We start from the raw sequence: 11,829 nt of genomic DNA on the forward strand, positions 1-11,829 counted from the left end.
ATCAGAGCCTGATCTGTTCCGGGGACAGCGGATGATCAGGCGCGTGTTTGATCAGGTCTGACACTTTTGTGCACAGGGGGGTGGGCACCCCGGTTTCATGTCCCAGCCGAATGATATGGCCCTGAAGGCTGTCGATTTCCGTTTGCCGCTCGGCCATCAGGTCGTAGGCCATCGAGGTCCGGGCGGTGGGGTCGATGGTGAGCATCCGCGCCGCGATCCGGCTGAACAAAGGTGTCGGCAGGCGCAGGATATGCGGCGTCAGCCACGCCGGAAGCGGCGTTGTCGAGGCCACCGGATGCCCGGCCGCCTTGAGAACGGACAGCGCCTCGACCATCTGGTCGGCCATGAGGTTGCGCCAGTCACGGCTGAGCAGCTGATCCACAAGCGGCAGGCCTGACAGCGCGTTCAGCGCGTTGTTCAGGTTGATCACCAGCTTGCCCCATTGCACCGCCTCGATCCGGTCACTTGCGATAACGGGCAGGTCCGGGCTGCTGAGGGCGGTGGCCAGGTCGCCGGGGCCGTTCTGGATGACAATTTCGCCCGACGTGGCCCGATGATAGGTGGCGGGGCCGTTCGGGACCACGTTGAATGGGACCATTCCCGCGCGCACATCGCGACCGGGAAGCGCCTTGCGCAGGGTCGCCGCATTCTCGATCCCGTTTTGCCAGGACAGGACGGGCGCGTCCCAACAAGCGGCGTCCGCGATATGACCGGCCATATCCGCCGTTGCCCCGGATTTGACGGTGACAATGACCAGCTCGGCCTGATCCAGGCAGGCGGGATCCGTGCTGAGTGTCAGGGCTTCCGCCGCAACATGGTAATTGAGGCCATCGTAATTCGTGACCGTCAGCCCATGTTCGCGGATGGGGTCCAGTACACGGGCACGGCCCAGCAAGGTCACCGCATGCCCCGAGCGGGCCAGTAAACCGCCGCAGTAGCAGCCGATGCTGCCCGCGCCTGCGATGACAAGTTTCATGATACCCCCTCTGGTATACCAGAAAGGATCACCGCAAACGGACGGTTACACAAGCCCACCCGGCCCCGACGCCGTACGCGGGCGGGCCAGCCGGGGCTTAGTACGCTCAAACTGTTCTGAAATGGCGATAAATTCGCGGTCATCCCCTGCCGGAAGGTGGAAGGCGCCATTGACCCAATCGGCGCTTTTCCACTCATGAATCGCCGTCTCGATCTTTTCTTTCGAGGATGAGACGAAGTTCCACCAGATATAGCGATCCTTATTCAGGGTCGCGCCGCCCAGCAGCATCAGCCGCGCGCCCTGCGGGCCTGCCCGGGCCGATAGCCTGTCACCGGGGCGGAACACCATCATGCGGCCTTCGTCGAACATGTCGCCTGCAATCTCGATCGATCCTTGCGTGACATAGACACCGCGATCCTCGTGGTCGTCGGGCAGCGGGAAGGACGCGCCGGGGGCAAGCTGAACATCCAGATAGAAGGTCTCGGACAGCATCGTCACGGGGCTGGTTTCGCCATAAGCGTTGCCGAGGATCAGCCGTGCGCTGACGCCCTTGTCTTGGATATGGGGCAGCGCGCCTTGCTTGTGGTGTTCGAACTCGGGGGCCATATCCTCCTGCGCTTCGGGCAGGGCAAGCCAGGTCTGAATGCCGAACAGCTTGTGGCCTTTGCCGCGCGTTTCTTCGCTGGTGCGCTCGGAATGGGTCACGCCACGGCCTGCAACCATCCAGTTGACCTCGCCGGGGTAAATCATCTGGTGAGTGCCGAGGCTGTCGCGATGTTCGAATTCGCCCTGATAGAGGTAAGTGACGGTTCCCAGCCCGATATGCGGGTGCGGTCGCACGTCAATGCCGCCTTCGGTGACGAATTCTGCCGGGCCGACCTGATCGAAGAAGATGAATGGGCCAACCAGTTGGCGTTTGACCGAGGGCAGCGCGCGGCGCACCTCGAACCCGCCCAGATCGCGGGCGCGGGGAATGATGAGTGTTTCCAGCGCGCCGTTTTCAGCTGCGTCGGTGGTGTGGGACGGGTTCCAGCTCACATTCGTATCCTCGGCTTTTTTGTTCATCCAAAGCAGGTCCGCATTCGCTAGGTCAAAATATATGCGGGCCCGGGCCCGGCGTCAGTGCAGCCCTGCACGGGGGACGTGCATATTTGCGGCATTCGCGCGTGGTGGTGCATATTGATATAACCCCTAACTAGGGATAAATGACTGCCATGACACACGAGACTCAAAACCGAGAAAATCAGGCCCTGGTATTGGCCCTGTTGCGCAGCCAGCAGTTGTTCATGCGTGCCATGGGACCGGTGTTTCGCGCCGGGGGTTTGACGGCACCTCAGTGGGATGCGCTGGAGACCCTGAACACCAAAGGTGCGCTGTCGATCAATGACCTGTTGCGCCTGACGCTGTCCACATCCGGCAATCTGGATGTTGTCGTCAAAAACCTGATTCAGGCCGGTCTGGTGGAGAAGACCGTTGATGAAACCGACAAGCGCGCCCGCGTTTTACGCCTGACAGAAGCCGGAAAACAGAAAGTGGCCGCGTTCATGCCCGTCCACAATCAGGCGCTGGAGCAGATATTCGGACGCCTGAGCATCGAAACCAGACGCGAGACGATCAGAACGCTCAACCAGCTTCGCAAAAAGCTGCCCCAACCACAGAAAGGCGAGACATGACCAACAAAACCTTCCTGACCGCGCATGGTGTGATCTACATGTTTTTCGCATTGGCGCTTTTATTTGCGCCAACCATCCTTTGGCCCAATTATGGACTGCAACTGAACGATCGGTATGCCGTGTTTCTGTCGCAGCATAATGCGATCTTTCTGGGTGGCATCGGCCTAATCAGCTTCCTGTTTCGAAACACTGAAACCGGTACCGGGACGGCACAGAACATCCTGAAAGGTCTGATGGGGACCAACATATTGGGCGTTGTCATCACGCTTTATGCCTGTCTGACCGGGGTGTTCACCGGCTTTGGCTGGTCCGACCCCATCTTCTTTGCGCTGCTTGCCATTCTGAGCTTTGTGCAGCTTGGCAAGAACCGCTGATCACACCCCCTACCCCCCTGAACGTGGAGCATTTGACTATGAGTACGATGAAAATCTGGGATCTGCATCTGGCCTATGACGGACCCGTAACCGCAGAGTTTCTGGCCGGAACAAAGGAACTGGCTGAAAGCATCGCCCAGGAACCCGGTGTCGTCTGGAAGATCTGGACTGTCGAAGAAGGCACGAACCATTTCGGATCGACCTATCTGTTTCGCGATCGCGCCAGTCTGGAGACCTACAAGGCGATGCACCTGAAACGCCTTGAGGCCATCGGGGTCGCAGTGACCTCGGATCATGTCTTTGATATCATGGAAGACCTCAGCGCGATCAACAACGCGCCGATACACGGCTGACGGACCCGGAGAGTACCCGCGTCATCAACCTGCCAGGCGCTTTGCATAGGTGGCGCGGGTCATCTCGACATCCTGCACGGTGATGCTGCCGACCTCGGGCATGGTCTGGGCTAGAACGTCCAGAATGATGGCGTTAAGCTCGGCCCGTGTGGCCTCATCCCGGCCGCGCATCAACAGCAGCGTGGCATGCACGAAGGTCTGCGGTTGCGTGCCGATGAAGGAATAGGCAATCGGTGCGGCGCGGATCTTGAGCGCTGAGGCGTCGATTTCATCATGCTTTGCGAGAACAGTATGCAGCCGCTCGCAAATCATCTGGAAATCATGAGTGTCGTCCAGAGATTTGGAAAATTCCAGCGTGACGTGAGGCATTGAATGCTCCGAAGGTCATGAGAGAGCCTGATGGCCCTCTCGAAACTGCAAGGTGATCCTAAACGCCAAGACACCAGCGCATTACGGCCTTTTGTGCGTGCAGGCGGTTTTCGGCCTCATCGAAGATGACCGAGTTCGGGCCGTCCATGACCTCGGAGGTTGCTTCTTCCTCACGATGCGCGGGCAGACAGTGCATGAACAGCGCGTCGGGTTTGGCATGTGACATGAGTTCCGCGTTGACCTGATAGGGGCGCAGCATGTTGTGGCGGCGTTCCTTGGCGGATTGGCTGTCATGCATCGAAACCCAGGTGTCGGCCACCACCAGATCAGCGCCCTCGACCGCTTTGTGCGGGTCCCGTTCGATGACGACTCGGGACCCCTTCTGGCGGGCAAACCCCATGAACTCCTCTTCGGGGTCAAGCTGGGCCGGGCCGGAGAAGGTCAGATCGAAGCCGAACTGACCGGCGGCGTGCAGGAAGGAGGCGCAGACATTGTTGCCATCGCCGGTCCAGACCACTTTCTTGCCCGCAATGGGGCCGCGGTGTTCCTCGAACGTCAGCACGTCGGCCATGATCTGGCAGGGATGGGTGCGGTCGGTCAGGCCGTTGATGACGGGCACGTCGGAATACTCGGCCATTTCGGTCAGGATGGTTTCATCGAAGGTGCGGATCATGATCATGTCGACATAGCGCGACAGCACACGGGCGGTATCGGCAATGGTTTCGCCGTGACCCAGCTGCATGTCCTTGCCCGACAGCACCATGGTCTGGCCACCCATCTGGCGCACTCCCACGTCAAAGGACACACGCGTCCGGGTCGAGGGCTTTTCGAAGATCAGCGCGACCATGCGGTCTTTCAGCGGCTGTTCGTCGTCAGGGGCGGCCTTGGGACGGCCCAGACGCGCCTGTTTCATCGCGCCCGCCTGATCGATCATGGACCGCAGCGCGGTGGCATCAGTTTTGTGGATATCGAGAAAATGGTTCATATCGCTTCGCTTTTGGCTGGTCGGGCGGTGGGGGCCAGCCCCCACACCCCCGGAGTATTTGGGAAAAGATGAAGCTCAGGCAGTTGCGAGCTGGGTTTCGATCTGATTGGCGGCCTTTTCGAGGCGGATCATGGCCTGGGCGATGTCATCCTCGGTCAGGGTCAGGGGGGGCAGCAGGCGGATGACGTTGTCGGCGGCGGGGACGGTGATGACCAGATTGTCATAGCCCGCATTGACCACATCTATATTTGGCGCCTTGCATTTCAGGCCGAGCATCAGGCCCGATCCGCGCACCTCTTCGAAGACCTCGGGGTGATCGGCGACCAGGCCTTCGAGTTTCTGGCGCAACAGGCCAGCCTTGCGGTTGACACCTTCGAGAAAGGCGGGTGTGGCGACCTGATCGATCACCGCACAGCCCACGGCGCAGCCCAGCGGGTTGCCGCCATAGGTGGAGCCATGCGTGCCTGCGGTCATACCGGACGCCGCATCTTCGGTTGCCAGCACAGCGCCGAGGGGGAAACCACCGCCGATGCCTTTGGCGACCATCATGATATCCGGGGTGATCCCGGCCCATTCATGGGCGAAGAGCCTGCCGGTCCGACCGACGCCGCATTGCACCTCGTCCAGGATCAGCAGTAGACCGTGTTCGTCGCAAATGGCGCGCAGGGCCTTGAGTTCGGCATCGGGTACGGGGCGGATGCCACCCTCGCCCTGAATCGGTTCGATCAGGATGGCTGCGGTATTTTCCGTGATGACGTCGGTGACACCGTCGAGATCGCCAAAGGTGACGTGGACAAAGCCCGGCAAAAGCGGGCCAAAGCCTTTGGTCATCTTCTCGGACCCGGCCGCAGCGATGCCCGCCGACGACCGGCCATGGAAGGAGCCATCGAAGGTGATGATCTCAACCCGTTCGGGCTGGTCTTTGTCATAGAAATACTTGCGGGCCATTTTCACGGCCAGTTCACAGGCTTCGGTACCGGAATTCGTAAAGAATACCGTATCCGCAAAGGTGTGTTCGACCAGCTTGTCTGCCAGCGCCTGCTGTTGCGGGATGTTGTAGAGGTTCGAGACATGCCACAGCGCATGGGCCTGTTCCGTCAGTGCGGCCACCAGCGCCGGATGGGCGTGGCCCAGCGCGTTCACCGCGATACCTGCGCCAAGGTCCAGAAAACGTCGGCCATCCGCCTCGGTCAGCCAGGCACCTTCGCCCTTTACAAATGACAGGGGCGCGCGGTTATAGGTCGGCAGAACGGACGGGATCATGGGATCATCCTTTTCGGGTCGTTTGAGCCTCGTGAGTGATACACGAAGGCCCGCTTCGTCAACAGATTTGGTGAGATTTGTGCCAATTTGGCAGGCACATGGGATCAAACAGGCCGATTACGCAGAGCGGCGTCGGCGTCGGAGCAACTGGATATGTGCGCGTTTGATCATGGCCGCTCTATAGACGTGAAAAGACAGCCTGAAAACCCTATTATTGCCGCAGGGTCAAAATTGCCGCCGGATCATTTCGCCGGGCGCCAGCGGTCGAGCTTGCCCATCCCGCGGGTGAAAGCCCAGGCAAGGATGCGGGGCATGCCTTTGGCGACAAGGGCATCGACGCAGTGAGACTGAAACTCTTCCAGCGATGCGTCGGGATGGCGGAACGCACCGTTTTCGTAACACAGCGAGCAGTAACGCGTGCTGCACCCTCCGTCGGCTTCGGACCCGCCGCCCTGGGGATCTTTTGACAGCGGCATGCCGCAACTTTGGCATTTGGGACCCATGGTGCTTGTCCTTGCAGAGAATGACTGTCTGACATAGGATCAAAACCATGGAGTTGAGTCAACGGTTTTGAAACATGCGGATCGGGGAACTTGCGCGGCGCAGCGGGCTGAGCCGTGACACGCTGAGATTTTATGAACGCCAAGGGCTGATCCGGTCAGCTCCGGGGCCGGACAACACCAACAGCTATCGCGACTATCCCGAAGACGCGCTGATCACTCTGGAGCAAGTTGCAGATGCACAGGCGGCAGGCATCAGCATTGCAGAGCTGGTCATGTTGCTGGGGCAGTTGGAAGCCGCCGATCCCGACAGCTTTGACGGCGAGGCGTTTTTGCAGGACCGGATTGACGAGGTCGAAGCACGGATCGCACGGGCAGAGCGGTTTTTGAACAGCCTCAAACAAGCCAAGGCGGCGCTGGCTGCCCCTCCGGTTTTGCGCTGAGCGCAGAATTGCGTCTTGCCAAGGCACACGTTTTGGCGCACCGCTTTCGCCCATGTTCACCCCGAAGGCGCAAAATCCTGCTGTGGCCGCAGGGCTGATCTTTGTCGCGACTGCCTTTATCGCGGCGACGACGCTGTTGGCCAAGGCGTTGGGGACGGAGACACTCGGGCCACCTTTGCACGCGATGCAGATCAGTCACGGGCGGTTTCTGTTTGCTCTGCTTGCCATCCTGTCGGCGGTCGCAGTGCTTCGCCCCCGGCTGGGACGGCCCCATTGGGGGCTGCATGTCGGGCGAACCAGCTTTGGCTGGGCCGGGGTGACGTTGATGTTCGCGTCTGTTGCGTTCATTCCGATGGCGGATGCGACGGCGATTTCCTTTCTGAACCCTGTCTTTGGTATGGTACTGGCCATTCCGCTATTGGGGGAGCGGGTCGGCCGGTGGCGCTGGCTGGCGGCGGCCGTGGCCCTTGTGGGTGCGGTGATCCTGCTGCGCCCGACACCTGCAAGTTTTCAGCCCGCCGCCCTTCTGGCGCTGGCTGCGGCGGCGTTTATCGGGATGGAGCTGATCTTTATCAAGAAACTGTCGGGGCGCGAGGCTCCGATCCAGATTCTGCTGATCAACAACACGATGGGGCTGGTGATCGCTACGGTCGCGGTCAGCTTTGTGTTTCAAATGCCTACGCCGCAGCAATGGGTTGCACTGGTGGGGATCGGCCTGCTGATGGCCTGCGCGCAGGTTTGTTTCATCAACGGCATGGCACGGGCGGACGCGTCATTCGTGGCCCCGATCAGCTATGCCACGTTGATTTTCGCCGCGCTGTACGATTTTGCGGTGTTTGATGTGATCCCCGACCGGATCAGTCTGATTGGCGCGGTCACGATTCTGACCGGAGGGCTGATCCTGGTCTGGCGCGAGGCAGTAAACCGCCGGACCTGACAGAAAAAACCGTCCTTGCGGTTCAGGGGCGACCTTTGTGTCGCAAACCCCCATGAACGGCAAAGCAGCAGGCGCATTCTGGGCTGAGTTGATTTGCGAGTTTGTCATGCATGAACGCCGAATACCTGAATGGGTCCGCCACGCGCCTGCCCCATCAGTTCGCGATTTTGGGATTCTGGCCGGGATTGAAGCCATCGTGCGTGGCATCCTGATTTCAGTCTTTCCGCTGGCGATGTACCGGGCGCTGGGCGATGCCTCGTCCGTGTCATTCCTGTATTTCCTGATTGGCATCCTGTCCCTGCTGGTCGGGTTGATGGTGCCGTTCCTGATCCGTTTTGTACCGCGCAGATGGGCCTATTCCACCGGTTGTGTCATGTTCATCTGTGGTGCATCGCTGGCGATCGAGGGCAGCCCCGAGGCCGTGGTCGGCGCATTGGCCCTAAATACCATGGCCACGGTTGTCACTTTCATCTGCTTCAACACCTATGTGCTGGATTACATCAGCAAGATCGAACTTGGCCGGTGCGAGACCAGCCGCATGTTCTACAGCGCTTTGGGATGGACGGGCGGCCCAATGGCCGGTGTCCTGCTGATGGAGCTGTGGCACCCTGCCCCGTTTGTCATCAGTGCCGGTGCAGCGCTGGTCATGCTGGCGCAGTTCTGGCGCATGCGTCTGGGCAATGGCAAGCTGATCACCAAGGCCCGTGGTCCGGCCAACAACCCGTTGGCCTTTCTTCCCCGGTTCTTTGTTCAACCCAGATTGGTTGCCGGATATCTGTTTGCAATGATCCGGTCCTGCGGGTGGTGGATATATGTGGTCTACCTGCCCATTTTCGCCATCCAAAACGGGCTGGGAGAACAACTGGGCGGCATCCTTCTGTCGTGCACAAACGCCATGCTGCTGGCCGCCCCTTTGATCCTGCGCTGGGTCCAGACGCGGTCGCTCAGGTCGGCTGTTCGCATCGGGTTTGCTGCTGCCGGGGGCTGCTTTTTCGCAGCCGGATTGGTCGCGGGATGGCCTGTCGCCTCGGTGGCTGCGCTGGTTCTGGGGTCTGTCTGGCTGATCGTTCTGGATATCTGCGCCGGATTGCCCTTCCTTATGGCCGTGAAACCGTCTGAGCGAACCGAGATGTCGGCGATTTATTCCAGTTACCGCGATGTCTCGGGCATTCTGACGCCCGGTATTGCAGCTCTGGTCTTGCTGGCGGCACCGGTGGCCGGTGTGTTCGCGGCAGGCGGGATTGCTTTGTTTGGGGCATGGGCTGTCTCGGCCCGCTTGCATCCGCGGCTGGGCGAACCCAAGCCTGCCCTGTCGCCCGATAGGCTGGCAGAGCCCGGTTAAGCCTTAAGCCGATAGCCGGTGCGCAGCATTTGCCAGGTGATCAGCCCGATGGCCAGCGTGGCAAAACCACAAACCGCCATGCCCAACCACGGAGAGCTGTCGGACACGCCGATCATGCCGTAACGCAGCCCATCGATCAGGTAGAAGACCGGGTTCAGGTGGGTCAGGCGGTTCAGGACAGAAGGCAGCGCCTCGACCGAATAGAAGGTGCCCGACAGGAAGGCCAGAGGTGTGACGATGAAGTTGGTGATCGCGGCCATCTGGTCGAACTTGTTCGCAAAGATCCCGGCAAAGAGGCCCAGCGCGCCCATGAATGCGCCCCCCAGAACAACAAAGATCAGCGCAATCAACAGGTGCTGGGGCGCGATGGACAGCAAAACCAGCAAAGCAATCGAAATCACCAGCGCGATCATCAGGCCACGGGCGATGCCACCGGCAAGATACCCCAGCAGGATCTCGAGCGGGGACAGCGGCGGCATCAGCGTGTCGACGATATTGCCCTGCACCTTTGCAATCACCATCGAAGAGGAGGTATTGGCAAAGGCGTTCTGGATCACCGTCATCATCAGGATCCCCGGTGCCAGAAACACCACAAACGGCACGCCCATGACGTCAGGGCGGCTGGGCCCAATGGCGACTGTGAAGATCAGCAGGAACAGGCCAGCCGTGACCAGAGGCGCCAGAACGGTCTGGGTCCAGACCGAAAGAAAGCGCCGGATTTCGCGCTGCGCCAGCGTGTAAAGCCCCATCCAGTTGACCGCTCCAAAGCTGCGTGCGGTCTGTTCTGCGGGATTCTGCATGCTTTGCCCTCAACCTGATTCGAAGACAGCTTGTAACTCGGGCCGCAGTGTTTAGAATAGGGGGCTGAGACGAATTCCCAAGGCGGCCCGAATCCGGGGCCGCTTTCCGCTTTTGAAAGGCTGACGATGTCCTGGACAGACGAGCGCGTAGAACTGCTGAAGAAGATGTGGGGCGAAGGCCAGTCGGCCAGCCAGATCGCCAAGGAACTGGGTGGCGTGACCCGCAACGCGGTGATTGGCAAGGTCCACCGCCTGGGCCTGTCCAACCGGACAGCAGGCGCAGCCCCGGCCAAGTCCGAACCGAAAGAGAAACCGGCACCCGCGCCCAAGGCCGAAGCCAAGCCCAGACCCATGCCAAAGACAGAACCGGCGCGCCCGGCTGCTGCTGCCGAGGCGAAACCCGCCGTTCCGGCGCGCCGCCAGATCATCCCGGCCGGTCAGCCGCTGCCGCCGCAGCCCTCGGCCAACGAAATCAGCCCCGAGGCGCTGGCCAAGGTCAACGAGATCGAGAAGAAAGCCAAGAAGCTGACGCTGATGGAACTGACCGAGAAAACCTGCAAGTGGCCCGTGGGCGACCCCGCGACCGAGGATTTCTGGTTCTGCGGACTGCCGGTTGAGGCAGGCAAACCCTATTGCGAGGCGCATGTGGGCGTGGCCTTCCAACCCATGAGCTCGCGCCGCGACCGGCGGCGGTAATTGCGAACACAAGAACCTAAATCTTGTCTATGGAACGTGAAAAGGGCGCAGGCGTTTCGCCACGCCTCTTACCGGAGGCGTTGCATAGTCAAGAACGACGCAAGACGTAACGAGCTCTTACAAAGAAAACACCCTCGCTGAATGCTGCGAGGGTGTTTTAGTTCGGAGCGTCAACTTTGCGGACAATAAGGACACTGGGCCGTCAAAACTCTAGGTGAAAACTTGGTAGTGATATGATGCGCACGGTTGATGTAGGACGCGCTTGCCATCGACGCTTTCGATGACGCTTTCAAAAGTATGCCGCATATCGGAAGCCACTGCTTCGTACTGTGAATACCGGTCAGGATCAGGTCGCACGATCTTATCCAAAAAGTACTCAAAAGTTGGGTACTCCCGGGTCAAAACATACTCATTTTTGGCCAACAAGCTGTAGCTTTGGTCTTTATCGAGTCGATTCAAAACGTTGTGGGAGTTTGTACGCACAGACGTCTCGTCTTCGACCATCCGAACTACGTCAAACATTGTTCCATACGGATAAGGTTCGACCACATGCAATCGACCGTTTTGCCTCAAAACCCGGCGAACTTCATCGAAGGCGGCTTCGTGCAGATTGGCTGGCACGTGATGTAGAGAAAAGAAGAAACAGGCCAACTGCTGTGAGTTTGTTTCCAAAGGCAAGTTTTCTGCCGTTCCTAGTCGAACATCAACGTCGGGTGGCAAGTTTGATTTCGCATTCGATACTTTGGCGGGGTCAACTTCGATGGCGGTTACATGTGCACCCTCCGCATGAAGTTGCTTTGAGTACACGCCATCCCCCGCTCCGATATCAACAACTGGGCGACCCTTCATCGAATACATGGACCGCAACAGCGCAATGTGTGCCATGTGGATAACCTCCAATGCGACGGCGCGCACAACATTTCCAAACTAGCACAGAAACATAGTAAAGTCCGAATGGGTTCGAACCGGGCATTCTCTGTTAATCTCATGGGGGTCCGCTGAGCGGAGATACTGTTGAAAAACTCTGCTTGAGCGATGCTTTGGCTGCTGATTCAATTCTCTTGAGTTGCAGGAGAGTTGCTGATGATGGGACCGAGGCAAGTTGCGCAGGGTGCGCT

15 protein-coding genes are annotated in these 11,829 nt (G+C 59.5%); 7 read left to right on the top strand and 8 right to left on the bottom strand.

Annotation, left to right across the window (positions count from 1 at the left end):
* Nucleotide 1 precedes the first annotated feature (1 nt).
* Together ACR0BK_RS19690 and ACR0BK_RS19695 are read right to left on the bottom strand one after the other, a co-directional pair.
* On the bottom strand, nt 2–976 hold the full coding sequence (locus ACR0BK_RS19690; protein WP_480555993.1) for a 2-dehydropantoate 2-reductase: 975 nt from the start codon (nt 974–976) through the stop codon (nt 2–4).
* A 45-nt stretch (nt 977–1,021) separates the two neighbouring features.
* Entirely contained in the window at nt 1,022–2,014 is a 993-nt protein-coding gene (locus ACR0BK_RS19695; RefSeq protein WP_480556001.1) for a pirin family protein, read from the bottom strand.
* A gap of 176 nt (nt 2,015–2,190) precedes the next feature.
* Between ACR0BK_RS19695 and ACR0BK_RS19700 the strand changes: the two genes are divergently transcribed.
* The 3 genes from ACR0BK_RS19700 to ACR0BK_RS19710 are packed head-to-tail and all read left to right on the top strand — an operon-like array spanning nt 2,191 to nt 3,376.
* Nucleotides 2,191–2,649 carry a MarR family winged helix-turn-helix transcriptional regulator gene (locus tag ACR0BK_RS19700; RefSeq protein WP_480555994.1) on the top strand — a complete coding sequence of 153 codons (459 nt, stop codon included), beginning with the start codon at nt 2,191–2,193 and terminating at the stop codon, nt 2,647–2,649.
* Nucleotides 2,646–3,023 (top strand): hypothetical protein, encoded by a 378-nt coding sequence (locus ACR0BK_RS19705; protein ID WP_480555995.1) that lies wholly within the window; start codon nt 2,646–2,648, stop codon nt 3,021–3,023. The genes ACR0BK_RS19700 and ACR0BK_RS19705 overlap by 4 nt, the downstream gene beginning before the upstream one ends.
* A 38-nt stretch (nt 3,024–3,061) precedes the next feature.
* Nucleotides 3,062–3,376 carry a monooxygenase gene (locus ACR0BK_RS19710; protein WP_480473648.1) on the top strand — a complete coding sequence of 105 codons (315 nt, stop codon included), beginning with the start codon at nt 3,062–3,064 and terminating at the stop codon, nt 3,374–3,376.
* Nucleotides 3,377–3,400: 24 nt separating this feature from the next.
* Here the strand turns inward: ACR0BK_RS19710 and ACR0BK_RS19715 are convergent, their stop codons facing one another.
* The 4 genes from ACR0BK_RS19715 to ACR0BK_RS19730 all read right to left on the bottom strand — a co-directional run bounded on the left by ACR0BK_RS19715 (nt 3,401) and on the right by ACR0BK_RS19730 (nt 6,496).
* Nucleotides 3,401–3,745 carry a 5-carboxymethyl-2-hydroxymuconate Delta-isomerase gene (locus ACR0BK_RS19715; protein ID WP_480484532.1) on the bottom strand — a complete coding sequence of 115 codons (345 nt, stop codon included), beginning with the start codon at nt 3,743–3,745 and terminating at the stop codon, nt 3,401–3,403.
* Between the two features lie 58 nt (nt 3,746–3,803).
* Complete coding sequence (gene argF / locus ACR0BK_RS19720; RefSeq protein WP_480473650.1) at nt 3,804–4,730, bottom strand: ornithine carbamoyltransferase; 927 nt, start codon at nt 4,728–4,730, stop codon at nt 3,804–3,806.
* Between the two features lie 75 nt (nt 4,731–4,805).
* A complete protein-coding gene (locus ACR0BK_RS19725) occupies nt 4,806–5,993 on the bottom strand; it encodes an acetylornithine transaminase (protein ID WP_480484534.1) in 1,188 nt (395 codons plus the stop codon).
* Nucleotides 5,994–6,235: 242 nt separating this feature from the next.
* A complete protein-coding gene (locus ACR0BK_RS19730) occupies nt 6,236–6,496 on the bottom strand; it encodes a zinc ribbon domain-containing protein (protein ID WP_480555996.1) in 261 nt (86 codons plus the stop codon).
* Between the two features lie 74 nt (nt 6,497–6,570).
* Between ACR0BK_RS19730 and ACR0BK_RS19735 the strand changes: the two genes are divergently transcribed.
* The 3 genes from ACR0BK_RS19735 to ACR0BK_RS19745 all read left to right on the top strand — a co-directional run bounded on the left by ACR0BK_RS19735 (nt 6,571) and on the right by ACR0BK_RS19745 (nt 9,215).
* Entirely contained in the window at nt 6,571–6,936 is a 366-nt protein-coding gene (locus tag ACR0BK_RS19735) for a MerR family transcriptional regulator (protein WP_480518918.1), read from the top strand.
* Between the two features lie 52 nt (nt 6,937–6,988).
* Nucleotides 6,989–7,873, top strand: a complete 885-nt coding sequence (locus ACR0BK_RS19740; RefSeq protein ID WP_480555997.1) for a DMT family transporter — start codon at nt 6,989–6,991, stop codon at nt 7,871–7,873.
* A 106-nt stretch (nt 7,874–7,979) separates the two neighbouring features.
* Nucleotides 7,980–9,215: an MFS transporter gene (locus ACR0BK_RS19745; protein WP_480476807.1), complete on the top strand. Its 1,236-nt coding sequence runs from the start codon at nt 7,980–7,982 to the stop codon at nt 9,213–9,215.
* Here ACR0BK_RS19745 and ACR0BK_RS19750 read toward each other — a convergent pair.
* A complete protein-coding gene (locus ACR0BK_RS19750; protein WP_480555998.1) occupies nt 9,212–10,015 on the bottom strand; it encodes an ABC transporter permease in 804 nt (267 codons plus the stop codon). The two genes, ACR0BK_RS19745 and ACR0BK_RS19750, sit on opposite strands and share 4 nt — an antisense overlap.
* Before the next feature lie 126 nt (nt 10,016–10,141).
* Here ACR0BK_RS19750 and ACR0BK_RS19755 point away from each other — a divergent pair, with 126 nt between their 5' ends.
* Complete coding sequence (locus ACR0BK_RS19755) at nt 10,142–10,711, top strand: GcrA family cell cycle regulator (RefSeq protein WP_267363457.1); 570 nt, start codon at nt 10,142–10,144, stop codon at nt 10,709–10,711.
* A gap of 210 nt (nt 10,712–10,921) precedes the next feature.
* Here the strand turns inward: ACR0BK_RS19755 and ACR0BK_RS19760 are convergent, their stop codons facing one another.
* Nucleotides 10,922–11,596 (bottom strand): class I SAM-dependent methyltransferase, encoded by a 675-nt coding sequence (locus ACR0BK_RS19760; protein WP_480555999.1) that lies wholly within the window; start codon nt 11,594–11,596, stop codon nt 10,922–10,924.
* Between the last annotated feature and the right edge of the window lie 233 nt (nt 11,597–11,829).

The organism is Ruegeria sp. AF1, assembly GCF_056542125.1.